The 24681-nt window shown below is 70.0% G+C and carries 19 protein-coding genes; 11 read left to right on the top strand and 8 right to left on the bottom strand.

The window, feature by feature from the left end; all coding sequences use genetic code 11:
- Positions 1-416: 416 nt before the first annotated feature.
- Genes ABD844_RS49800 through ABD844_RS49825 form a run of 6 tightly spaced genes read right to left on the bottom strand, consistent with a single transcriptional unit; the run spans position 417 to position 10491 of the window.
- The gene (locus tag ABD844_RS49800) at positions 417-5012 is read right to left on the bottom strand and encodes a ThuA domain-containing protein (protein WP_344896158.1); all 4596 of its coding nucleotides are present in this window, start codon (positions 5010-5012) and stop codon (positions 417-419) included.
- Between the two features lie 54 nt (positions 5013-5066).
- The gene (locus tag ABD844_RS49805; protein WP_344896161.1) at positions 5067-5900 is read right to left on the bottom strand and encodes a sugar phosphate isomerase/epimerase family protein; all 834 of its coding nucleotides are present in this window, start codon (positions 5898-5900) and stop codon (positions 5067-5069) included.
- A 2-nt stretch (positions 5901-5902) separates the two neighbouring features.
- Entirely contained in the window at positions 5903-7114 is a 1212-nt protein-coding gene (locus tag ABD844_RS49810) for an ABC transporter substrate-binding protein (protein WP_344896164.1), read from the bottom strand.
- Positions 7104-8042, bottom strand: coding sequence for an ABC transporter permease (locus ABD844_RS49815; protein ID WP_344896167.1), 939 nt, complete (start codon positions 8040-8042; stop codon positions 7104-7106). Before ABD844_RS49815 ends, ABD844_RS49810 begins: the two co-directional genes overlap by 11 nt.
- Positions 8039-9037 (bottom strand): ABC transporter permease, encoded by a 999-nt coding sequence (locus ABD844_RS49820; protein ID WP_344896170.1) that lies wholly within the window; start codon positions 9035-9037, stop codon positions 8039-8041. Before ABD844_RS49820 ends, ABD844_RS49815 begins: the two co-directional genes overlap by 4 nt.
- Complete coding sequence (locus ABD844_RS49825; protein ID WP_344896173.1) at positions 9034-10491, bottom strand: sugar ABC transporter ATP-binding protein; 1458 nt, start codon at positions 10489-10491, stop codon at positions 9034-9036. The genes ABD844_RS49820 and ABD844_RS49825 overlap by 4 nt, the downstream gene beginning before the upstream one ends.
- Before the next feature lie 222 nt (positions 10492-10713).
- Between ABD844_RS49825 and ABD844_RS49830 the strand changes: the two genes are divergently transcribed.
- Both ABD844_RS49830 and ABD844_RS49835 read left to right on the top strand, forming a co-directional pair.
- Complete coding sequence (locus tag ABD844_RS49830) at positions 10714-11874, top strand: ROK family protein (RefSeq protein ID WP_344896176.1); 1161 nt, start codon at positions 10714-10716, stop codon at positions 11872-11874.
- Positions 11875-12513: 639 nt separating this feature from the next.
- Entirely contained in the window at positions 12514-13710 is a 1197-nt protein-coding gene (locus ABD844_RS49835; protein WP_344896179.1) for an MFS transporter, read from the top strand.
- Between the two features lie 24 nt (positions 13711-13734).
- On the opposite strand, the gene ABD844_RS49840 is transcribed toward ABD844_RS49835, so the two are convergent.
- Entirely contained in the window at positions 13735-14751 is a 1017-nt protein-coding gene (locus tag ABD844_RS49840; protein WP_344896182.1) for a hypothetical protein, read from the bottom strand.
- A complete protein-coding gene (locus ABD844_RS49845; RefSeq protein ID WP_344896185.1) occupies positions 14748-15230 on the bottom strand; it encodes a SigE family RNA polymerase sigma factor in 483 nt (160 codons plus the stop codon). The genes ABD844_RS49840 and ABD844_RS49845 overlap by 4 nt, the downstream gene beginning before the upstream one ends.
- Positions 15231-15618: 388 nt before the next feature.
- Here ABD844_RS49845 and ABD844_RS49850 point away from each other — a divergent pair, with 388 nt between their 5' ends.
- From ABD844_RS49850 to ABD844_RS49890, 9 genes are all read left to right on the top strand, one after another.
- Positions 15619-17160 (top strand): sensor histidine kinase, encoded by a 1542-nt coding sequence (locus ABD844_RS49850; RefSeq protein WP_344896188.1) that lies wholly within the window; start codon positions 15619-15621, stop codon positions 17158-17160.
- Positions 17151-17798: a response regulator gene (locus ABD844_RS49855; protein ID WP_344896191.1), complete on the top strand. Its 648-nt coding sequence runs from the start codon at positions 17151-17153 to the stop codon at positions 17796-17798. The genes ABD844_RS49850 and ABD844_RS49855 overlap by 10 nt, the downstream gene beginning before the upstream one ends.
- Positions 17799-17948: 150 nt before the next feature.
- Positions 17949-18320 (top strand): hypothetical protein, encoded by a 372-nt coding sequence (locus tag ABD844_RS49860; protein ID WP_344896194.1) that lies wholly within the window; start codon positions 17949-17951, stop codon positions 18318-18320.
- Positions 18317-19030, top strand: coding sequence for an SMP-30/gluconolactonase/LRE family protein (locus tag ABD844_RS49865; protein WP_344896197.1), 714 nt, complete (start codon positions 18317-18319; stop codon positions 19028-19030). The genes ABD844_RS49860 and ABD844_RS49865 overlap by 4 nt, the downstream gene beginning before the upstream one ends.
- Positions 19031-19138: 108 nt before the next feature.
- The gene (locus ABD844_RS49870; RefSeq protein WP_344896200.1) at positions 19139-19462 is read left to right on the top strand and encodes a hypothetical protein; all 324 of its coding nucleotides are present in this window, start codon (positions 19139-19141) and stop codon (positions 19460-19462) included.
- A 411-nt stretch (positions 19463-19873) separates the two neighbouring features.
- A complete protein-coding gene (locus ABD844_RS49875) occupies positions 19874-20776 on the top strand; it encodes a sigma-70 family RNA polymerase sigma factor (protein WP_344896203.1) in 903 nt (300 codons plus the stop codon).
- Positions 20777-20812: 36 nt separating this feature from the next.
- Positions 20813-21268 carry a carboxymuconolactone decarboxylase family protein gene (locus ABD844_RS49880; RefSeq protein ID WP_344896206.1) on the top strand — a complete coding sequence of 152 codons (456 nt, stop codon included), beginning with the start codon at positions 20813-20815 and terminating at the stop codon, positions 21266-21268.
- A gap of 648 nt (positions 21269-21916) precedes the next feature.
- A complete protein-coding gene (locus tag ABD844_RS49885) occupies positions 21917-23110 on the top strand; it encodes a cytochrome P450 (RefSeq protein ID WP_344896209.1) in 1194 nt (397 codons plus the stop codon).
- A gap of 245 nt (positions 23111-23355) precedes the next feature.
- On the top strand, positions 23356-24579 hold the full coding sequence (locus tag ABD844_RS49890) for a cytochrome P450 (RefSeq protein WP_344896212.1): 1224 nt from the start codon (positions 23356-23358) through the stop codon (positions 24577-24579).
- Positions 24580-24681 lie beyond the last annotated feature (102 nt).

Raw genomic sequence — 24681 nt, forward strand, 5'->3', positions numbered from 1 at the left:
CCCTCCCCTTTTTGGCGACCTGCAGGTCATACAAGCGGAGCGCTCAGGCACGGCCCAGGCAGCGGACCCCCACCAACGAATCCTGCAGCCGGCGGGCGTCTGCTCGGCCTCAGCTCGCCAGGCGGTTGCGGCAGAGCTGTCAGAAGTCGGTCGAGCTTGCCGTCGACCTGGGCGAAGCGCGCTTCGACAAGCTCGCTGAGGCGCTGCTCAAGCTGGTCCACCCCCCAACGGACGAACTGTCCGAGGAGAGGTTTCCTGGCCAGGAGAAGCCGCCTCCACCGTCCCATCCGCTTCTGTAGGCGATCGCGTGTGTCGCCGTCGATCGCTATCAAGACGATGGTCCGGGCCTGGAGGGCGTCACGGCGGCAGGAGGCCCGGGGCCACCTGATGGCGGTCCCGGGGCTCCTTGGTGGTGGTCAGTCGAAGTCGGCGATCACCTTGTCGGCGTCACGGGTGAGGGTCTGGCGGACGTCTGCGCGGGTCACCAGCCGCTGGTTGGCGACCAGGGCCTGGAAGGCGGTCAGGTGGCGCGCCGCTCTGGTGTCGTTGCCCTTGGCCTCCGCCTTGCGGGCGTTGGTCAGCTCCTTGGTCAGGGCGGCGTGCGCCCGGTCGGACAGCCAGCTCGTGGCGCGGAAGCGGTCCAGGAGGTTCTGCATGTCCCGCGTCGAGGTCGTGACGGTGAACCCGACGTTGGTGGTCACGGCGTTGCCCGCGTTGTCGGTCGCGGTCACCGCCACGGTGTGGGCCGCCAGGCTCTGGGTGAAGAGCGGTACGACGGAGTCGGCCGTCAGGGCGCCCCCGTCCAGGGTGCCCGACGCGGTACGCACCCCAGAGGTGGTGTCCGCGGCCTGCCAGTTGATGCGCAGGTCCTGGGCGTCGCCGTACACCTCGCCCTCGGACACGCCCGAGACCATCAGGGTGGGCCTGGTGCCGTCGATCTTCAGGACGGCGGCCTTGTCCTGCTCGGTCGTGCCGGCGGCGTCGCGGGCACGGTAGCGCAGCTCGTGGTCGCCGTCGCCGCTGACGACCACCGGCCTGTCGGTGTAGGCCGTCCACGGCCCGGCGTCGAGCGAGTACTCGATCCGGGTCACGCCCGAGCCCGCGTCGTGCGCGGCCAGGAGCACCGGCACGTCGCCGTTGTTCCAGCCCGCGTCGTTGGGCGCGGCGAACGAGGCGGTGGTCTGCGGCGTGGTGGTGTCGAGCCTCAGCGTGAGCGAGCCGGGCTCCTCGACGTTGCCGCCGCCGTCACGGGAGCGGTACTCCAGCTTGCGCGTGCCGTCCCCGCTGACCAGGACCGTCTCGGTGTACGGGGTCCAGGCGCCACCGTCGAGGCGGTACTCGGTGGCCGCCACGCCGGAGCCCTCGTCCGTGGCCGACAGCGTGATCTCGATCGGCCCGGTCTTGTACCAGCCGTCCTCGCCGTCGGGCGCGTTCGGCTCGGCGGTCGTCACCGGTGGTGTGTTGTCGGCGCCGGCGACCGGGGTGAACCTGAACTTCTGGTTGTCGGCGTTGGAGCAGGTCCACTGGACCACAGCCGCGCCGTCGGCCTGGGAGACGCCGGCGACGTCGACGCACAGGCCGCTCACCGCGGAGGTGATCTGGTAGGTCTCGCCCGACTTCACCGGGTTGAAGCGCTGGTTGACCTGGTGGGCGTGGGACGAGGGATGGCAGCTCCACTGCACGAGCTGGGTGTCCGGTGCGGTCGAGCCGCCGGGCACGTCCAGGCACTTACCGCTCTTGACGTTCTTGAGCTGGTAGCCGCCCCCGTTGACCGGGATCGCCTCCCACTGCTGCTCGGCGCCCTGGGTCGCGCCCATCTGGACGATGACCGCGTTGTCGGCCGTCGAGGCGTCCTTGACGGTGACGTTCTTGCCGCTGTGCTGCGCGGTCAGCGTGTAGAGGCCGGCCTCGGGGCCGCCGGGGGCGTCCCCGGCCACGAACTGGACGGCGTCCAGGTCGAAGGCGTTGTTCTGGCTGTTCTTGAACACCACGTACAGCGTCGAGGTGCGGACGTCGGACTTGACCGGGACGGACGGCGTCATCTGGTAGTTGTTCCAGTCCCCGGTGTTGATGACGGCGGTGGTGGCCAGCAGCGTGCCGGTCGGCGAGTCCGCGCGCAGTTCGATGGTGCCGACGCCGTACGGGCTGGACATCCGGTAGCTGACCGCGGTGATCCCGTTGAGGTCCATCGGGGTGAAGGCGATCCAGTCGTTGTTGCTGATGTCCCCGATGCGCTTGCCGCTCTCCGCCCCGGGCTCGTCGATCACCCGCACGCCGGAGCCGGCCGTGAAGTACTCGGCCTGCTTGTGCTTGGGCTGCAGGATCACCTTGGCGTACCCGGTGAGCGGGTGCTCGCCCTGGTCGGTGTAGCGGGCGTTGATGACGTAGTAGAGGTTGGCGCCCGCCGGGTGGCCGCCGAGGTTGCTGGTGGGGATGGTGCCCTCGCAGCCGGGGATCTCGGAGGTCTCGTGCTCGTGGTCGTCGTGCCCGAGGGCCGGGGTCACGAACACCTTCTGGCAGTCGATCTCGCCGTCCTCGGCGTCGGTGACCTTGATCTTGTACGGCACGTTCTGGCCGAACTCGATGAGCGAGCCGTTGACCGGCAGCTCCAGCGTGACCGTCGGCTTGGTGTTGCCCACCGTCACCTGAACGTTGGAGAAGCCCTCCTTGCCGGTGGTGTCCTTCACCTTCAACTGGGCGTTGAACTGCCCGGCCTGCTGGTAGGTGTGGGAGACCTTGGCCTCGGTGGAGTCGAAGGTGCCGTCACCGTCGAAGTCCCAGGCGAAGTCGATCGGGTCGCCGTCGGGGTCGAAGCTGCCCGAGCCGTCGAACTCCACCGTCAGCGGCGCGGGGCCGTCGGTCCGCGAAGAGGTGATCTTCGCGACCGGGGCGCGGGCGCCGGCGGAGTAGTCGATCCGGTAGAGCCCGGAGTCGTTGTTGCCGCCGCCGAAGGAGCTGCCCCACTCCAGCAGGTACAGCGCGCCGTCGCGGCCGAAAGTCATGTCCATCGGCTTGTTGAACTGCTGGTTGCTCAGGAAGCTGTTGATCTTCAGGACCTTGTCGTCGGCGTCGCGGTGCACCTCCTTGACGTAGTCACGCGCCCACTCGTAGAAGAAGCCGACGCCGTCGAAGTAGGCGGGGAACTTGGTCGTGGACGGGTTGTCCGGGTCGTAGCGGTAGACCGGCCCGCTCATCGGGGCCGCGCCGCCGGAGCCCAGCTCGGGGAAGACGGGCGAGGTGCCGTAGCCGTACCACATGATGGGCGACTCGATCGGCGGCAGCTCGGTGAGCCCGGTGTTGTTGGGCGAGTCGTTGACCGGGTTGGCGCAGTCGAACTTGGGGCCGACGACCTTGGTGTCGGGGTTGTAGGGCGCGTACGCCTGGTTGTCGCCGTGGCAGAACGGCCAGCCCATGTTGCCGGCCTTCTTGATGACGTTGTACTCCACCAGCCCTTCGGGCCCGCGGTCGGTGGTCGGGCCGCCGCGGTCGGGGCCGTAGTCGGCCACGTGCAGGTACCCGGTCTTCTGGTCCACGGTGAACCTGAACGGGTTGCGGAAGCCCATCGCGTAGATCTCGGGCTTGGTCTTGGCGGTGCCCGGCGGGAACAGGTTGCCCTCGGGGATGTCGTAGCCGCCGTCCGCCTTGGGCTTGATCCGCAGGATCTTGCCGCGCAGGTCGTTGGTGTTGCCCGCGGTGCGGGCGGCGTCCAGCATGTGCTGGCCGGGTCGCCAGTCGATGGGCGCGTAGCCCTGCCAGTCGGGCGAGAGGTTCGGCGGGACGTCGTCACCCGTGCTCAGGTAGAGGGCCCCGTCGGGGCCGAACTCCACGGCGCCGCCGGTGTGGCCCGGCTCGGGGTAGGTCCTGGCCCGGTAGGCGGGCACCTCCAGCAGCTTCTTCTCCGTGGCCGGGTCGATGCTGTCACCGTTCACGGTGAAGCGCGAGAGCCTGTTGACGTCCTCGGTGCTGTCGGCGGGCGCCCAGTAGAGGTAGATCCAGCCGTTGTCGGCGAACTTCGGGTCGAGCTCCATGCCCACCAGGCCGTCCTCGCCGCCGGTGTAGGCGTTCAGGGTGGCGGCGGTGACGGTGGTGTGGGTGTCCGGCTTGAAGATCTTGATCTCGCCGCGGCGCTGGACGTAGAAGACGCGGCCGTCGGGGGCGACGTCCAGCTCCATCGGGTCGGCGGTGTTGTCGTCGAGGGTGATCTTCTCGAAGCTGCTGTTCACCGTGCCGCCGCAGTCACCGGCTTCGACGCCGGCCGCCCAGCCGATGCCGCCGAGCACGTGCTCGCGGAACAGCGGCTCGCTGTAGGCGGAGGTCTCATGCCCCATGGCGGTGGCCCAGACCCTGCCGCCCTCGGCGTTGCGGCACCAGGAGATCGGGTGGTCGGCGCCCATCGCCGAGCCGCCCGGGTTGTAGGTGGTCTCGTCCGCGGTCACCAGGACGTGGACGTTGCCGCGCGGGTTGGGCGCGAAGTTGTACCACTCCTCGGGGCGCTCCCAGCGCGGCGGCAGGTTCTTGGTGGAGGGGTGCACGCGGTCGGCGACCTTGGCCGTGCCCTGCAGCGTGCCGGGGGAGTGGGCGGGCATGTGGGCGCCGCCGTTGACGAGGTCGTCCCACCAGGGGAACTCGTTCTCGATGCCCATGTCGAGGGCGTTGTGCAGGGCGACCACGCCCTTGCCCGAGCGCACGTACTTCTGCAGGGCCTGGCGCTGGGCGTCGTTCTCCCAGACCATGCCGGAGTTCTGCAGCATGATCAGCACGTCGAACGTGGCCAGGTCGGCGTCGTTGAAGGCGCTGGAGTCGTCGGTCTGCACGACCTCGAACCCGTGCTCGGTGGCCATCTCGTTGACCATCTGGATACCGGCCGGGATCGAGCCGTGGACGTATCCGACGGCCTTGGTGAACAGCAGCGCACGGAAGGGCTCGTGGTGGACGGCGTCAGCGCGCGCCGTACCGGTGAAGGAGGTTAACAGCAGGAACGGGAGAATGAGGGCAGCGAACAATCGACGCATGTCGCAACTCCATGGCGAGCGAGGGCTCCAGGGGGTGGGAGTTCGTGACGGTGGTCAGAGTGACTTGAGGAAGGCCAGTCCCTCGGTGGCGAGGGCGTCCTGGCTGGGCGCGAGCGGCCGCCAGATGGAGGCCGCGGTGGCGATGGTCTGGTTGTGCGCGGTGAACGACTCGATGACGAGCGGTCCCGCGTACCCGATGGCGCTCAGAGCCTGGGTGAAGGCGGGCCAGTCGAACAGGTCGGCGCCCGGCGTGCCGCGGTCGGTGCCGCAGACCTGCACGTGCGCCACCCGGCCGGCGGCGGCCCGCACCGCCAGCGCCGGGTTCTTCTCCTCGATGTTCAGATGGTAGACGTCAAGGGCCAGGTCACACTCCTCCGGCAGCGCGTCGAGCGCCTGCTCGACGGTGTTGATCAGGCTGGTCTCGTAGCGGTTGAGCGGCTCGACCGCGATCCACACGCCGCGTTCGCGGGCGTACCCGGCGACCGGCAGGAGGTTGCGGCGCAACTCGGCGTAGGCGCCGCGCCGCTCGCCGGCCGACATCCGCCAGGTACGCCCGACCGAGGCGTAGGCGGGACCGCCGATCACCGGCGAGCCGACCGTCACCGCCACGTCCACGCAGTGGCGCAGGTAGTCCTGGGTCTCGCGGACGGTCTCGGCCGACGCCGCGACCAGCTCGCGGCCCGGCGGCATGACCAGCACCACCGACGCGGCCAGGCCGTGCCGGGCGAGCAGGTCGGCCGCCAGGTGGGGGTCCCAGTCGCCGGGCCGCTCGACGGGCAGCTCGATGACGTCGAACCCCCACGCGGCCACCTGCGGTACGAGCCGGGCCAGGTCGTCGTCGGTCAGCGGCGAGACCCACACCCAGGTGTTCACTCCTGCCGGGAACATGCTCACCCCTTCGTCCCGCCCCAGGTCTCCGGGAAGCCGGGCAGGTTCTCGCAGCCGCACAGGGCGTAGTGCAGCGGCGGCATGTTGGGCTGCAGGTAGGTGTCGAGGTTCGCGGCGGTGATCTTGGGCTGGGGAAGGTTCCACGCCTTCGGGACCTCCTCGCCCGCCAGGATCTTCAGTGCCGCGATGATCGGCGTGCGCCACTGGTAGGTGGGGTAGGTGGGGGCGATGGCGGTCAGCCCGTCATCCTTCCATTTGCGCAGGAAGTCCTGCTGGTCCTCGCCGGTCATCGGCGGAACGGGCAGGCCCGCGTCCTCGAACGCCTCGGCCACGGCCACCGAGGTCGCGCCCGAGTCCATCCACACGCCGTCGATCTTGCCGTGGCGCTGGATGTAGTCGCTGACGATGCTCTTGGCCTTGGCGGCGTCGCCGTCGGTGAACTCCACGCCGACGACCTCCAGCTCGCTGGCGTCGAAGGCCACCTTCGCCGCCGACCAGCGGGTCTCCAACACGTCCACCCCGGGGCTGATGCGCAGCGCGAGGACCTTCCCGCCCGCCGGCACCTTCTCCACCAGGAACTCGGCGGCGTCGGCGCCGAAGGCGTAGCCGCCGATCGGCTTGATGAACGTCACCGGGCAGTCGGTCTCCACTCCGCGGTCGAAGACGATGACCGGGACCTTGGCGCAGGCGGCCTTCACCGCCGGGGTGAGCGTGGCCGTGGTGTTGGGGGAGATGATCAGCACGTCGCAGCCCTTGGCCGACAGCTCGGAGATGTCGGAGATCTGCTTGTCGTCCTTGCCCTCGGCGTCCAGCGCGGTGAGCTTGGAGATCTCCTTGTGCTGAGCCGCCTCGGCCTGCATGGACTTCCAGCCCACCTGTCGCCAGGGGTTGTTGACCGCGGCGTTGGAGAAGCAGATCTCGTACGGCCCGGTCTTCTTGTGCTTGGCCGTGTCGGCCATCTGCGGGGAGATGGCCTGCTCCCAGGGCTTGTCCTGCGGTCCTTGCGCGGTCTGCGAGCGCATGGCGAGCTGGGCGTCGTAGTCGGCCTGGACGAAGAACTTCGACTGCTCACCCGTGCCGGCGGCGGGCGCCGCCGAGGAAGCGGACGCGGCCGGCCCCGTGGTGGCCGAGGTGGCCGTGGGCTTGTCGGTGGTGCAGCCGGAGGCGAGCATCGCCAGCGCCGCACCGGCGAGGACGAGGGACCTAGGTCGCATGTGCGTCTCCTTTGGATCTCCGGAGGTGAAGGAACGGCAGCCGTACCGCTCCCGCCGCCACGGCGGCGATGATGATGACGCCCTGCACGGTGAACTCCAGGGCCCCCGAGATCCCGTACAGGTTGAGCAGGGTGAACAGCGCCTCGAGGGTCAGGGCGCCGGCCATCGCGGCGACGACGGAGCCCCGCCCGCCGCCCAGCGCGACGCCACCGAGGACGACCGCCGTGATGGCCTGGAACTCCAGCCCCTGGCCGGTCTGGGCCGAGACCCCGGCGAAACCGCCGAGCAGGATGCCCGCCACGGCCGCGGCCACGCCGGACAGGACGAAGGCGAGGATCCGCACCCGGTGCACGCGCACGCCGGACAGCGCGGCGGCCCGCTCGTTGTCGCCGGTCGCGATGAGGGTCCTGCCGAAGTCGGAGCGGGTGAGCAGGATCGCCGCCACGGCCAAGACCAGCAGGATCAGCACGGCCCAGCCGGCCTCCCTGCCGAAGATCCGGAAGCCCTGCGACAGGGCGCCGCGCGGCGCGCCGCCCGTCCACAGGAAGACCGCGCCGGACAGGATCAGCATCATGCCCAACGTGGTGATGAACGACGGCACGCGCAGCAGTGTCGTCACCGCCCCGTTGACGAGCCCGACGAGCAGGCCGAGGACGATCAGCAGGGTGAGCACCGGCCAGGTCGCCGCCTCGTCACCGTCGATGAGCCGGGCGGCGACGACCACCTCGGCGGTCACCAGCGAGCCGACCGACAGGTCGAACTCGCCGGAGACGATCACGAAGTACTGCCCGGCGGCCAGAATGACCAGCGGCGCCGCCCGCCTGACGAAGGCCAGGAACCCGCCCGGCTCCAGGAAGTACGGGTTGGCGACGGCGATCGCGGCCAGCAGCACCAGCAGCACCGCGAGGATCGGCAGCGCGCGTCTCATGACCGTCTCCTTCCGAGCAGGCCGCTGCGGCGGGCGTAGACGGCCACCGCGGCCACGATGACCACGCCGCGGACCACGTCCTTGACGAAGGAGTTGACCTCTAGCTGGTTGAAGACGCTGTCGAGCACGGCCAGCAGCAGCACGCCGCCGACCGTCCCGGCCACCCCGCCCCTGCCGCCGGCCAGCGCGGTGCCCCCGAGGACGACCGCGGCGATCGACTCCAGGTCGTAGCCGCCGTCGGTGCCGACGGTCGGGGCTCCTGCGCCGAGCCTGGCGGCCAGCAGCAGGCCGGCGATCCCGGCGCAGAGCGAGCACAGGATGTGGGTGACGATCACCACGCGGTCGGTGCGCACCCCGGACAGCCGGGCCACCTCCACGTCGCCGCCGACGGCGTAGACGCGGTAGCCGTACCTGGTCCTGCTGAGCAGGAACCAGGCCACCAGCGCGACCCCGGCCCACAGCAGCGCCGAGACCGGCACGGGACCGATCCGGTCGTAGCCGAGGTGCTGGAAGGATTCGGGCACCCGTCCTGCCGGTCCGTCGTACAGGTGGTCCACGATGCCCTTGATGATCAGCGCGACGCCGAGGGTGGCGATGAACGCGTGCACCTTCAGCTTGGTGATCACCAGGCCGTTGACCAGCCCGACGAGCACGCTGACCCCGGCGACGGCGGCCAGCGCCGGTACGATGCCGCCGTCCTGGCCCGCCATGGTCTCCGCGGCGACCAGCGAGGTGAGGCTGATCAGGTAGGCGACCGACAGGTCCAGCGAGCCTGCCAGGATGGCCAGCGTCTGCCCGACCGCCACGATCCCCAGTGCCGCCGAGCGCTGCTGCACGCCGACGACGTTCTCCAGCGTGAGGAACTGCCCGCCGTCCGCGGCGACCAGCGCCCATCCGGTCAGGATCAACCCGGCCAGGGCCAGGAAGACCACCCGTGTCGGGGTGGACAGCGCCGCCAGCCTGGCCCTGCGCACGGCGAACGCGCTGGGGCTCATGCGACCACCTCGCCGGCGGCCAGGCGCATGATGGCCTCCTCGGACGGACCGGCCGGGAGCGTCCCGGCGACGCGGCCCTCCCGCAGGACCACGATGCGGTCGCTCATGCCGATCAGCTCGGGCAGTTCGGAGGAGATCATCATGATCGCGGTGCCCTCGCGGGCCAGCTCGCGCATCAGGTCGTGGATGGCCGCCTTCGCCCCCACGTCGACGCCGCGGGTCGGCTCGTCGAACAGCAGCACCTTCGGGGCGAGGGTCATCCACTTGGCCAGGACGACCTTCTGCTGGTTGCCGCCGGACAGGAAGCGGACCTCCTGCTCCTGGCGCGGCGGCCTGAGCCGTACTCGTTCCAGCAGCTCACGTATCCCGTCGCGGCCGCCGCGGTGGCCGCCCGCGCGGGCCGCCAGCAGCGCGTTGTCGCGTACCGACTGGCGCAGGGCCAGGCCCTCGGCCTTGCGGTCCTCGGTCACCAGCCCGATGCCCGCGGCCACGCCCTCGCGCACCGAGCGCGGGCGCACCGGCGTCATCTCGCCGCGGGTGAACGGCTCGGCGCCGAACAGCGCCTTGGCCAGCTCGGAACGTCCGGAGCCCTGCAGCCCGGCGACACCGACGATCTCGCCCGCCCTCAGCTCCAGGTCGATGTCGTGCAGCCGGTCGTTGCCCGCGCCGCTGACCCGCAGCCGCGTCTCTCCCACCGGGTCGGCCACTGGGTCGGCGCGGGGTGGGAAGTAGGTGCCGAGGTCGCGCCCGACCATGAGCCTGACCAGCGCGTCGGAGGTCACCTCGGCAGTCTGGACGGTGGCGACCAGCGCGCCGTCCTTGAGCACGGTGACCCGGTCGGCCAGGTCGAACACCTCACGTAATCGGTGCGAGATGTACAGCAGCGCGATGCCGCGCTGCTGTAATCGCCTCACCAGCCGGTACAGCAACTCGACCTCGTGCTCGGCGAGCGCGGCCGTCGGCTCGTCCATCACGACGATCCTGGCCTCCAGCGACAGCGCCTTGACGATCTCGACGACCTGCTGCTGGGCGACCGACAGGCGCTTGACGGGCTCTCGGGGGCCGAAGGAGTCCTCGCCCAGCTCGCTCAGCAGCTTGGCGGTGGCCGCGTCCATCGCCGCGCGGTCGACCAGGCCCCGCCGCACCGGCTCGCGGCCGAGGAAGACGTTCTCGGCCACGCTGCGCTCGGGCAGCAGGTTGAACTCCTGGTAGATGATCGCCACCCCGGCACGCTGGGCCTCCAGAGGATGCCCGAACGAGACGCGGCGGCCGTCGATCTCTATCGTGCCCTCGTCGGGGGCGTGCACCCCGGCCAGGATCTTCATGAGCGTGGACTTGCCGGCGCCGTTCTCGCCCACCACCGCGTGCACCTCACCGGCCGAGGCCGTCAGATCCACGCCACCCAGCACCCGTACACCGAGGAAGCTCTTGCCGATGCCGGTCATGGTCAGCATCCCGCCCACCCCCCTGTGATCGGGGGACTGAGGGCGGGACACCGGTGGAGGTGAGGGGTGTGGCGGGCAGAACTGGTGCGGCCTGTCCGTTGGTTATCGGCCGATTTGCGGCCAATGTCCTCCATATTTCCGGATGCTAAACTCGTATTATGGCGATGGTCAAGCAAAAGTCAGCTAGAATACGACATAAAGCGAAAGAGTGAGCATCAAAGGGGAGCGGAGTTGGCACAGGCCACACCGGGAGCGCTGCTGTCGATCCTGCGCGACGGTCAGGCGCGCACCCGCGCCGAGCTGGTAGAGCTGACCGGCCTGGCCAGATCCACGCTCACCCAGCGGCTCGACGCCCTGCTCGACCAGCGCTGGATCGTGCCCGCGGGAGACGCCGTCCCGTCCCGGGGCAGGCCGTCCACGGCGTTCGCCTTCAACCCCCGCGCGCGGACCGTGCTCGCCGCCGACCTGGGCGTCACGCACGCGCAGGTCGCCATCACCGACCTCGGCGGCGCGGTGCTCGCGGAGCGGACCGCCGACCTGTCCATCGACCAGGGCCCGGAACCCTGCCTGGCCTGGCTGTTCGAGACCTGCATCGAGCTGCTCGCCGAGTCGGGCAACGGCATGGCCGACGTCTGCGGGATCGGCGTCGGCCTGCCGGGACCGGTCGAGCATGACAGCGGACGGCCCGTGAACCCGCCGCTGATGCCCGGCTGGGACGGCTTTCCCGTGCCCGACTGGCTGGGCTCCCGTATCGACGCCCCGGTGTTCGTCGACAACGACGTGAACATCATGGCGCTGGGCGAGCACTGGGCCGCCAGCCCGGACATCGAGCACCTGATCTTCACCAAGGTCGGGACCGGCATCGGTTGCGGCATCATCTCCGAAGGCCGCCTGCACCGCGGCTCCAGGGGCGCGGCCGGCGACATCGGCCACATTCAGGTGTCGGGCTCCGAGCACGTCCCGTGCCTCTGCGGCAACCTCGGCTGCCTGGAGGCGGTGGCCGGCGGCGGCGCTCTGGCCGCGCGGCTGCGCGAGGACGGGCTCGACGCCGCCGGGAGCCGCGACGTCGTACGGCTCGTACGGGCCGGCAACGCCCGAGCGATCCGGCTCGTCCGGCAGAGCGGCCGCGACATCGGCCACGTGCTGGCCTCGATCGTGAACTTCTTCAACCCGGCGCAGATCGTGATCGGCGGAGACCTGGCCGAGGCCGGTGACCATCTGATCGCGGGCGTCCGCGAGGTGATCTACGGCCGCTCGCTGCCCCTGGCCACACAGCGCCTCGACATCCGTACCAGCAGCCTGGGAGATCGCGCGGGGGTGGCCGGCGCCGCCGTGATGGTCATCGAGCACGTTCTGGCACCCGAGTCCGTCGACCAGACGGTGGGCGTCTGACAGCGCGTGCTGCCTGCCCAAGAGCTGGGCCGAACCGAATGTGCTCCCTCATCTGAGCCGCAACACCAGAGCAAGAGCCATAAGCAGAAACCGAAGGCCGCTCTGGGCCACTCCTTCCGATCCAGCCTGCGCTCGGCCGGCCTGGCGGACCTGAGCCCGAGCAAGGCGATACCTGACACCACGGCGAACGTGACCAGCGCCGGCAGAGGCGCGAGCTGATCGTGGCCAACACCTGGACGGCCTGGCCTCGGCATCGCCGAGTGCCTCGATGGCACGGCACGTGGGGTGATTGGGACCACCGTGGGTGAAGCGGCGCGGCCGCAGCGCGGTCGTGTGCTTGATCAGAAGGGCTTGCGCAAAGTGCTATTTAACTATGATCATAATACTTTGTCGGACATGGCCAACGATCAGCGGATCGGGGTGATTGTGATGCGTCGTGACTCCAGCTGGGGCTGACATCAGATGAGGGTGTGGCCCGGCGCATGCCGGGCCACACGTTTCCTGCTTTCGTGTCATGAGGGGGCATGAGCGCTCGTGGACGAGCCCGAGGTCGATGGTCGTCGAGGGAAGCCGGTGCCGGCGGATCGGCCTGCCACGTTTCGTGAGGTCTTCGGGGTCTCGGAGTATCGCTGTCTGTTCATGGCAGCGGTGTTGTCCTGGATCGGCGACTACTTCGCCAAGGTGGCCGTAGCCGTTCTGATCTTCAGTGACACGGGCTCGGTGCTGTTGTCCGCGGCGGGTTTCGCCGTCGGCTATCTGCCCTGGGTGGCGGGAGGGCCGGTGCTGGCCGCGCTCGCCGAGCGGTATCCGTATCGGCGGGTCATGATCCTGTGTGATGTGGTCCGGCTCGTTCTGGTCGCGTTCATGGTCCTGCCCGGGCTGCCGCTGGCGGTGCTGCTGCTCCTGTTGCTCGTCTCCTCGCTGCTCACGCCTCCGTTCGAGGCGGCCCGCTCGGCCATGGTGGCGCAGATCCTGACCGGGGACCGCTACGTCGTGGGTCTTTCGGTGCAGAACATGGCGGGCCAGGCGGCCCAGGTGGCCGGGTACGCGCTCGGAGGGGTGACCGCCGCCGTCGACGGGCGCGTCGCGCTGCTGATCAACGCGGCGACGTTCGGGGTTTCGGCCCTGCTGTTGTGGCGCGGTGTGCGGTCCCGCCCCGTGGCAGTGGCCGCGACGCCTGGCCGGTCGCTGCTGAAGGAGACCGGCGACGGCATCAGGGTGGTGTTCGGGCATCGGGTCATGCGGCCGATCGCCCTGGTGGTGTTCAGCATGGTCGCGATCCAGATCGTGCCGGAAGGACTGGCCGCCGCCTGGGCCGCCGAACTCGGCGGAGACTCGCGCACCGCGGGCCTGTTGATGGCCGCGATGCCGATCGGCACCGTCATCGGCGCCTTCGTCGTGCGTGGGATGGCGCCGTCGCGGCGGCTGAAGCTGATCAAGCCGGTGCTGCTGATCAGCCCGGTGTTCCTGGTGCCCGCACTGGCGGATCCTCCGGCGATCGTCGTGTTCCTGCTGGGGGTGTGCACCGGGGTCACCGCCACGGTGATCGTGCCGCTCAACGGCCTGTTCGTGAGCGTGCTTCCGGACGGCTTCCGCGCCCGCGCGTTCGGCGTCATGCAGGGAGGCATTCAACTCTCGTTCGCCGTCGCCGTGCTCGTCGCGGGCGCGCTGGCGGAGAGCTTCACCGTGCCGGTCGTGGTGGGGGTGTGGGGCGTCTGCGGCCTGCTCGTGATGGCGGTCGCCGTACGAACCTGGCCACAGACTGCCGTGATCGACGCCGAGATGACCCGCGCCACAGAACTCAACCGCGAGACGTCCTCCACTCCGGTGACGTAGCGAAGCGGCGTGGCGGACCTGTTCCTACGATCGTTCGAACAGGCCGACCGACCACCGGACCGGGCGGTTGGTGGACTGACCGGCCATGGACAGCTCCACGGTGATGGTGGTGGGCTCGGTCAGGTCGAGCTCGTCCATCGCCATCGGGAACTCGCCTGAGGTCCAGACACCGCAAGCGCTGGTAACACCCCCGCTCTGGCCGTTCACCTTGAAGCTGAACTGCAGCCGCGTGGCCAGCTCGCCCGAGCAGAGCTTGTCGAGGGCGACCCTGCCCGCCTGGCCGCCGACCTCGAAAGTGGCCGTGGTGTCCTGCGGCCAGAGGCCGCTTCTGGTTTCGGTGAGCTGCCACTCGCCTAGCCGGTCGGGGATGTTTCGCAGTGGTTCGGGGGCGACTGGTTGTGTGGGCGGCGTCCACTCGTACACGCCCAGCGCCCACGAACCATGCGCAGGCGTCTGGGTGACGCACGGACCACCCGGGTCCTCCTGAACGCAGCCCCAGCCTGAGGTCACCGTGTTGAAAGTGACCGTCACCTCCGTGGCGCCCTCGGGGACATCTAGCGGGTGCAGCCGCAGCTCCCGATCACAGTTCGTGAACGAGACCGGCCGGCGCAGCCGAGACCCCTCGACCTCGACTCGCGGCGGTGTGTTGTCCGGCCCCACGCACATGCCGCCGACGTCCAGCGGCTTGCCGGTGTAGGGGACCTTGAGCGTGACCTTGGCATCGCCCGTCTTCTCGATCGCGGTCCTGCCCACGAGCCGGTAACCTGTGCCGTCCGCCGAGGTGAACTGCTCCGGCAGCACAGGCATGGGCCCGCCCGAGACCGTCGTAGTGGTCTCGGGCTGCGTCGTGGCGGGCAGGAGCGGCACGGCCAGCGCCACCGCCGCCGCCACGACGGCCGCGCCCATCGCGCCCACCGCGATCCGCCTGCGCACCCGGGTCCTTCGCACGCGGTCGCGTACCTGCTCGTCGCGCGACGGGTTCGGCGGCGGCAGCAGGTCGGCGTGCTCGCGCAGTACGTCGCGGAGATTCTCTATGGTCACCTCTGCAGCTCCTTAACCACCGACTCGTCGATTCTCAGCTTGGCCAGCGCCTTGGCGGTCTGGCTCTTGACCGTCCCGGGGTTGCAGCCGATGAGCTGGGCCACCTCGGCCACCGGAAGGTCCTCGTAGAACCGCAGTACGATCACCGCGCGCTGCCGGGCGGGCAGTCGGCCCACCGCCTGCCAGAGCGCCGCCCGCTCGTCCGCCACCTGGTCGTGCACCGGCTGATCCGGCAGGCCGTCGCTGGGCAGCTCCCGGCGCCACCTCCGGCGCCACCACGAGGTGTAGGTCGTGATGAGCACGCGCCGCACGTACGCCTCCGGCTCGTCGATGCCCGGCCAGGCGAACCACGCCTTGGCCAAGGATTCCTGCAGGAGGTCCTCGGCAGTGGCCCAGTCGTGGGTGAGGAGGTACGCGAAGCGCAGGAGCCGGTCGGACCGCGCCACCACGAAGTCCTGAAATATTGCCCTGTCGGCCACCTAGTTGCCTTCCGTCGGTCTGCTGACGGTACAGACGCATCGGCCGCGGCGGTGGGTTGCCCGATGGTGGGCTGCAATCCAGGGAAAATCGGTGGCGGGCGGGGAAAAGACCGTTGGCCCAGCTCAGAGCCTCTCGTATTCGTTCCTGAAGCAACTCTCGCCGGCGCCGACCCCGACCCTTCTCGGGTGCCAAGGGCCGGACAAGCCGTTATCGACGTGGTGAGCCGACGGTGTCGCAGCGCGTCTGATCCCAGAGATCGTCGGGCCTCACGCGTATTCTTGGGGCAGACGCTCGCCCCTTCTCCTCCGGGCGGATGGGAGCAGCGAGAAAGGACGATCCCCGATCGACGCCCTGACCCTGAACGTCGACGCCTTATCGCCGGCCGCCGTGCTGGTGTCGGCCCTCGCCGCAGCCGCCTTCCTCGTCGCGGGTGTCGTGGCGTGGCGGTCGAGATCCGGCCGTCGGCTCGGGCCGCTGCTGGTCGCCGAGGGCGTGCTGTGGACGCTTTACCAGCTTCCGCTCCCCGTTCCCCGCGAGGTCCTCGCCGTGACGGTGGGAGCCTGGCCGGCGCTGCTGGCACACCTCGTCATGGCCTTTCCCACGGGCACGCTGGGGAGCCGGATGCCCCGGGTCGTGGTCGCCCAGGGCTATGTGTGTGTCGTCGTCATGGGCGTGCGACACGTCGCCGGGCGGGAGGCCGCCGAGGTGATCGGCGACGTGGGAACGCCGGCGCTCGTGCTCGTCGGCGCGGCCGTGATCGCCATGCAGGTGCTGCGGCTGCGCAACAGCAGCGTGGCCCGGCGTCGCATGCTCACGCCGGTACTCGTGGCCGCGGTCGTCGCCACGGCTCTGTTCGTGGTGTGGAAACCCCTGATGGTCACGGGTGGTTCGGCCCCGGTGCTCGCCCTGTCCGCTCGGGCCGCCTTCGCCGCAGTTCCGCTGGCCATCCTCTGGAGCCTGTTGCGCCGCCGGATGGACCGGGGCGGTGTCGCCGGCCTGGTGGTGCGGCTGAACAGCGAACCCCACCCGGCGACCCTCCAGACCGCGCTGGCCGAGACGCTGCATGACCCGACCCTGCGCGTGGGCTATTGGGTGCAGGAGTCGAAGGGGTACCTCGACGTCGAGGGAAGCCCGCTGTGCGCAGGGCCTGATCAGGTGGTGACCAAGGTGGACAGGGACGGCCCGCTCGCCGTACTCGCTCATGACCCCGCCCTGCTGGAGGACCCGGAGCTGATCCAGGCGGCGTGCGCCGCCGCGTCGCTCGCCCTGGAGAACGAGCGCCTGACCGCTGACCTGCGGGCCAGGCTGCGCCAGCTCGCCGACTCCAGGGCCCATCTGGTACGCGCCGCCGAAGCCGAGCGCCGCCGGCTCGAGCGTGATCTGCACGACGGCGTCCAGCAGCGGCTGCTGGCCATCCCGCTGACGCTCAGCCTGGCCGAAGCCGCGCTGGCGTCGCGTCCAGAACGGGTGGGCCCGCTGATCGGCGAAGCCAGGGACACCGCCCTCGCCGCCCTGGACGAGGTACGCGCGCTCGCCCAGGGCATCCACCCGCCGATCCTCACCGAGCGGGGCCTGGTGGGCGCGGTGTGCGAGCTGGCCGCCGTGGCGCCCGTCCCGGTGGCCGTCTCGTCCGACGTCTCCGGCGACCTGCCGGCGGAGGTGGAGACCACCGCCTACTACGTGGTGGCCGAAGCCTTGGCGAACCTCGCCAAGCACGCCGCGGCCGACCGGGCGTCGGTCAGCATCAGCCGGGCGAGCGGCTGGCTGTCGGTGGAGATCAGCGACAACGGGCGCGGAGCAGCGGACCCCGAACGGGGGTCGGGCCTGCGCGGGCTCACCGGCCGGGTCGAGACGAACGGCGGGAGCCTGCACGTGCACAGCCCTCCCGGTCAAGGCACCCGGATCGAGGCGATGCTGCCGTGCGCGTAGTCATCGCGGAGGACAACACACTGCTGCGCGAAGGCGTCGCACGGCTGCTCAGCGAGGCGGGGTTCGACGTCATCGCGACAGTGGAGGACGGATCGGCACTGCTGGCGGAGGTGGCGGCGCGGCGGCCCGACGTGGCCGTCGTCGACATCCGCCTGCCGCCCACGCGGACCGACGAGGGGTTGCGCGCCGCCCAGGAGATCCGGCGAGCCTACCCGGCCACGGGCGTCCTCGTCCTGTCGCAGTACGTGCGCGTCAGCTACACGGTGGAATTGCTGGCCGGCGGCGCCCGCGGGCTCGGCTACCTGCTCAAGGACCGGGTGTCGGACCTGGCCGAGTTCGCCGCGGCGGTCCGGCAGGTGGGCAGGGGCGGATCGGCGTTCGACCCGATCGTCGTGGAGCAGCTCGTGCGGCGGCACGCGAGCGGAGACGATCCCCTGCACAGCCTGACGGACCGGGAGCGCGCCGTCCTCGCCCTGATGGCGGAGGGCCGTACCAACCAGGCCATCGCCGAGCGCCTCGTCATCGCGGAACGAACCGTGGAAAAGCACTGCACCGGCATCTTCGCCAAGCTCGGCCTCCCCGCGCGGCCCGACGACCACCGGCGTGTGCTGGCCGTGCTGCGCTACCTGAACGCCTGAAGGTGCGGGTAACCGCACCACGGGGAGACGGGTGGCACGCCCGTGGGTGCGGGCAGGCTCGCTTCTCGCCGCGAGAGTCCGCCGACACACTCATCCGGTGAGCGTGGTCGCCCTGCCGATGGCGGCCGACCGAATGAGAGTGAGCCTCCCGTGTACGTCGTCACCGTCGCCCGATACGTCGCCGCCATCATGAGCCTGATCATGGTTGTGTACCTGGCCCTCGACGGAGCACACCGGCCGGCCAACATGTTCCTGTGGCCCGATGTGGCCGTGGCCGTGCTCCTCGCGGGGTCCGGCGTCCTGCCGAGCCGGCACGCCCGCACCGGGATGATCTTCGCTTTCGGCTGGGCGGCAGGGGTCATCACGGTCTCGATCTTCAGTTACGTGGTACGCGGCGCCTTCGCCTGGCCGAACCTGGCCCTGGTGGTGGTCGCCGTGCTCATGGCGGCCCTGCTCAGCAGGTCGCCGGCGATCCCCGTCCCGGCCGCCTCCGGACGGGACGCGTCCAAGGCGGGCCTGTGAGCAGGCCGCGCACCGGTACGCCCAGATTCCCGCGCCGACGGGTCACCCGGATCGTCGGCTCGGCGCTCGCCCTGACCGTCGCCGCAGGTGCGGCCTTCTTCCTCCTGGCCGAACCCCCGGCCCGACCGTTCGAACCGGTCGCCTGGCGACCCGGCCCGGGGACCGCCGTCCCTCCCGGCCGGGTGGACCGCACCGCCGCGACCTCCGTACGGGCGATCGCACCCGCGGACGCCCCCGAGGACATCGCGGTGAACAGCGGCGGCGAGATCTTCGTCGGCACGAAGACGGGCCAGATCCTGCGCATCCGGCCGGGCACGGCAGGCGCCGAGCCGTTCGCCGAGGTCGGCGGGCGACCGCTCGGGCTCGCGTTCGACGCCCGCGACCACCTCATCGTGGCCAACCACGGGGTCGGGCTCCAGTCCGTCTCACCTGCGGGCGCCGTCACCGTGCTCGCCGACTCCGCAGCCGGTAAGCCGATCCGCTCGGCGAACGATCTCGCGATCGGCCGTGACGGCGCCGTTTACCTGTCCGACTCCACCGCCAAGTACAACAGCTCGACCATGGGGGATCGGACCTCCTTCTCCCTGTTCGACTTCCTGGAGGGCCGTGCCCACGGAAGGGTCATCCGTTACGACCCCGCCACGCGCATCGCGACCGAACTGCTGTCCGGCCTGTACTTCCCCAATGGCATCGTCGTCACCCCTGACTAGCGGAGCCTGCTGATCGCGGAATCGACGCGGTACCGGATCACCAGACTCTGGCTCGCCGGGGAGAAGGCGGGGAGCGCGGAGCCGTTCGCCGACGACGTTCCCGGCATCATGGACGGCCTCACGCTCGACGCCGACCGCCTCTTGGTGCCGATGTACGACCGCGTGGCAGTACTGGACCGCTACGTCTTGCCCCACCTGTGGGCCCGCCACACCGTCGCGCGCCTTCCCGCCACCCTCCTACAGGACCCCGACGCGGTACGGAACGGCTCCATCCTCGTCCTGTCCATCGGCGGCGAGGTGCAACGGCAGTTCGTCGGCTTCACCGAGGCCCCCACGAACGTCGTCCCCTGGCGGGACCAGTGGCTACTCGGCACCCTGAACGGCACCCAGGCGCGGATCATGCCCGCACCTCTCCGGGGATCCGACGGGTGAGCGAGCACGTGCACGTCCGCTCTGGCGGACGTGGGGGGTCGCGTGCTCATACGGGCGATCCTGACAGGTGGGTCCGACAGAACGGGTCTTGCCGGGATCAAGGGCCGCCGCCAGGGTCACGGTGACTCTTCAGCCCGATGACGATCTCCGTGAGGGGTTTGGCGAGGGTGCGTACAAGCGGGGTCATGGTGAGGGCTCCTGGCTGGTTGTCGGGGCTCTTCCTCGACGCTGCGACGATTGCCGCGGCTCGTGTCGCGTCAAGATCGTTCGTGCTCCACCGAGTACGGAGACATGTGCACCAGGTCGGGCGACCTCAGTGGCTTGTTCGATGGTCCTGGGCCGGCTTGCTGTCACATTCGGTGCCTTCGCGGGTTCATGTCTTTGAGCCTTGACGAGGGGATGATGCGACCGATGGAGGAGACCGAGTGGCTGGCCGAGCGTTTCGAGCAGCACCGGCCCCGGTTGCGGGCGGCGGCCTACCGGATGCTGGGTTCGATGGCCGAGGCCGATGACGCCGTCCAGGACGCCTGGCTGCGGCTCTGCCGGTCCGACGCGGACCAGATCGACAACCTCGGCGGCTGGCTGACCACCGTTGTGGCCCGGGAATGCCTGCACACGCTGCGTTCCCGGCGGCAGCGGCGGGAGGAGTCGCGCCTGTCCGAGCCGGTCGTGATCCTGGACAGCGATCTTGACCCCGAGCAGGAGGCGTTGCTGGCCGACTCGGTGGGGCTGGCCCTGCTCGTGGTGCTCGACCGGCTCAGTCCGGCCGAGCGGTTGGCGTTCGTGCTGCACGACATGTTCGAGCTGCCGTTCGACGAGATCGCCGGGATCGTGGGCCGCACGCCGGCCGCCGCGCGGCAGTTGGCCAGCCGGGCACGGCGCCGGGTGAACGGCGCCGAGTTCCCGTCGCCCGACCCGGATCTGGTGCGGCAGCGGCAGGTGGTCGACGCCTTCTACGCGGCCTCACGGGCCAGTGACTTCGACGCCCTCGTCCAGATCCTCGATCCCGACGTCGTCCTGACCTCCGACTTCGGCGCCGACGGGCAGCGTGTCGTCGTCCGCGGCGCGGCGGCCGTGGCCAGGCAAACCCGCGGCCCGCACGGCGGGCGGCTGCAACCTGTGCTGGTCAACGGCGCGGTCGGCGCGTTGGTCACCGTCGACGACCAGCCGTTCGCTGTGCTGGTATTCACCGTCGCGGGCAACCGCATCGTCGCCATCGACGGGCTCCGCGACCCCGAGCGGGTACGCCAGTTCGCCGACGCCGCCGGGATTCCTCCGCCGCCTGTCACATCGACGGCACGCGAGGGCTCATAGGGGCGACACCATTTCCCGAGCACCATGGAGGACACCGTGGGACCACGGATCCCCGACGCCAACACACACCTGCCCGAGATCCAGGAGCTGGCCGGCGCGATGGTCAAGGCCACCGGCAACGGCTCGGTGCCGGCGACCACGACCAGCCTGGTCTACCTGCGTGCCGGCCAGATCGTCGGCAGCACCTACCAGGTGATGCGGCACTCGGCCGACCTGCGGAAGGCGGGCGAGTCCGAGGCCAGGATCGCCGCCGTGGCGACCTGGCGGGACGCGCCGTACTTCACCGACGCCGAGCAGGCCGCGCTGGCGCTGACCGACGCCGTCTTCCAGCCCGGCGCGCGTGGTGAGGAACGGGTACCGGACGACCTGTACACGGAGGTCGCGAAGCACTACGACGACAAGGCGATGGCGACCCTGATGATCGTGCTCGCCTCGGCGGGCTTCTGGATGAACATCGCGCTCATCAACAAGCCGACACCCATCCCGGCCTGACCACGGCGTCAGTCCGCGCGTTCCGCGTGCGGGTGCCAAATCCTGGCGAGTACGAGGTTCTGGTTCGTGGGCGGGGATGTTCGACAGGCTTGCCGGACATCCCCGCCCCGGCCCAGCCGTTCGTCACCGTCTACCGAGTGGGCCGCGATCAACGCGGTGGCGACCAAGCTCGGCATCGTCGGCTGGGCCGCCGCTCGGGTTCGTACCACCAGAGGAAACGTAACTCTCAGTGATCACTGAAGGGTTTCTGGGCGAGCCTTCAAGCTCGGCGTCAGCCTCAAGTGATCCAAGGTGATCAGGGCGGTATCGCGCCCATTCCCGGCAGCGTTCGGGCGCGTCCCAGCCGTTCGCGAGCCGAGGGCTCCGTCTGGACGATCTGTCCCACCCGGCGGCCGGCGGCCCCCTCGCGATCGCCGTCGCTCCCGAACTCGTCCGCACGAGGCTGTCCCTCCGGCGGATGCTCATTCGTCAACCGAATATGAGCACTACGTGCCGCACGTGCGCAGGAGGCTGCCGGACGTGGGCGAGTGGGTTCCCGCGCCGCCGCCCAGCCGCACACGGTGGATCGGCTGGACGGTTTGAGGTTGGCGAATCGGTTCGCACCGCGCAAAGACGCTGAGTATCAATCACAGGACGGATGAACGAACGATGACGCAAGCGAACGAACTGCCGCTGCAGATGCGGCGGAACGGGTTGGACCCGGCCGAGGAACTGGCCCGGGCCCGCGACGGTGAGGGCGTGGTCCGGGTGGAGACGCCCTGGGGTCTGCCCGGGTACCTGGTCTGCCGTCACGAGAATGTCCGCCGGGTGCTTGCGGATCCGGCCCGTTTCAGCAGCGCCATGACCCCACTCCGCGGAGCCGGCGCGCTGGACCCCGATGAGCTGGCCAGGATGCGCGCCGGGCAACTGATCGGGTTGGACCCGCCCGAGCACACGCGGTTGCGCCGGATCCTGACCCCGGAGTTCACGGTACGCCGGATGCGCAGGCTCGAGCCGCGGATCACCGAGATCGTCCAGTCGGCCCTGGACGACCTGGAGCGGGCCGGCAAGCCGGCCGATCTGGTGGAGCACTTCGCGCTGCCGGTGCCGTCCCTGGTGATCTGCGAGCTGCTGGGCGTGCCGCCGGCCGACCGCGCCGAGTTCCAGGATCGTTCCGCGCGACTGCTGGACACGTCCTTGTCGGCGGAGGAACTGACCGCGGTGCGGCGGACGGAGCGCGCCTACCTGGCCGGCTTGGTCGCGCGCGCACAGGCCGACCCGGGCGAGGACCTGCTGGGCATGCTGGTACGCGAGCACGGCGACGATCTCAGCACCGACGAGCTGATCGGTGTCGCCGGGCAGTTGCTGCTGGCCGGGCATGAGACGACCTCGAACATGCTCGCCCTGGGCACCCTGGCCCTGATGCGGCACCCGGACCAGCTCGCGATGATTCGCGAGGACCCGGCGCGGATCGAGCCCGCCGTCGAGGAACTGCTGCGGTGGCTGTCCATCGCTCAGTCGCCTCCGGCCCGCACCACCACGACCGAGGTGGAGATCGCCGGGCAGGTCATCCCCGCGGGCGCGCTGGTCATCTGCTCGCTTCCCGCCGCCAACCGCGACCACGCGTTCATCGGCGACCCGGACGGGCTCGACCTCGCCCGGGAAGCCGCCGGTCACGTCGCGTTCGGCCACGGAGTGCACCACTGTCTCGGGGCGCCGCTGGCGCGGATGGAGATGCGCATTGCCTTCCCCGCGCTGCTCAAGCGGTTCCCCGCCCTCGCCCTGGCCGACCCGTTTGAGCAGGTGGAGTTCCGGGTCTTCAGCGTCGTGTTCGGCTTGAACTCGCTACGGGTGACCTGGTGAGTCGCCGAGAGTGTGTCGACGGCGCTGATGCGCGCGCTCGAAACCAGGGACCTGCTGGGCCTGCTTGATGTGCTCACCCTTGAGGTCGTCCTCGTGAGCACTCTTTCTCCGCGTGGAGGGCGAGATCGACGGCGTCATAGCCGCCCGCATCACTGGCCTCTACCACTTGACCCAGACACCGCGTCTGGCTTCATCCCAGACGGCCCCGAACAAATTCAGCCAGAGCTTTCACCAGGAGGTCCTTCATGATGGACAGCGTTGCCAGTGAACACACCGACCTGGAACTTCCGGTCGAGCGTGGCTGCCCGTTCGCCCCGCCCGCCGCCTACGAACGGCTGCGCGAGCAGGCACCGATCAGCAAGATCCGCCTGACCAGCGGCGGCGAGGCATGGTGGGTGTCCCGGCAGGAGGAGGCCCGTGCCGTCCTCGCCGATCCCCGCTTCTCCTCCGATCGGCGCAACGACGGCTTCCCACTCTTCAACCTCGATGCGGCGACCCTACAGCAGCAGCGCAGCCAGCCGCCGGTGATGATCGGCATGGACGGCGCGGAACACTCCGCGGCCCGCCGCCCGGTGATCGGCGAATTCACCGTGAAACGCCTGGCCGCGCTGCGCCCGCGCATCCAGGACATCGTCGACCACTTCATCGACGACCTGCTCGCCACCGACCAGCACCCGGTAGACCTGGTCCAGGCACTGTCCCTGCCGGTGCCCTCCCTGGTGATCTGCGAACTGCTCGGCGTCCCGTACTCCGACCACGACTTCTTCCAAAGCCGCACCACCATGATGGTGAGCCTGACCTCGCTCGAAGACCGCCGGCGAGCCTTCACCGAACTACGCGCCTACTTCGACGACCTGGTCACCCACAAGGAATCCGAACCCGGCGACGACCTGCTCGGCCGGCAGATCGCCCGGCAAGGCCAGGAGGGCGCCCTCGATCACACGGGCCTGGTGAGCCTGGCCTTCCTGCTGCTGACCGCCGGACACGAGACCACGGCGAACATGATCTCCCTCGGCGTGGTCGGGCTGCTCACCCATCCGGAGCAACTGGCCCTGATCAAAGCCGACCCGGACAAGACGCCCACGGCCGTGGAGGAACTGCTGCGCTACTTCACCATCACCGACACGGTCACCACCCGGGTGACCACCGAAGACGTGGAGATCGGCGGGGTGAGCATCAAGGCGGGCGAGGGCGTCATCGTCTCGACCCTGTCGGCCAACTGGGACCCGGCGGCGTTCAGGGACCCGGCCGAGCTGGATGTCGAGCGCGGCGCCCGCCACCACCTCGCCTTCGGCTTCGGCCCGCACCAGTGCCTCGGCCAGAACCTGGCCCGGATGGAACTGCAGATCGTCTTCGACACGCTGTTCCGCCGCATCCCCACCCTGCGGCTCGCCGCACCGGCCGAGGACCTGCCGTTCAAGAACGACGCCGTCGTCTACGGCGTTCACGAACTCCCGGTCACCTGGTGAGCAGGACATGGTGCGCATCAAGCGGACACCGGCCTCTGCGTGGCCGGCGGCGATCCTGCCGTTGTAGCCTCTCGCGGCGTGGCCCTCAGACCTCATGGGCGC

The sequence above is a fragment of the Nonomuraea antimicrobica genome (assembly GCF_039536965.1).
GTDB lineage: Bacteria > Actinomycetota > Actinomycetes > Streptosporangiales > Streptosporangiaceae > Nonomuraea > Nonomuraea antimicrobica.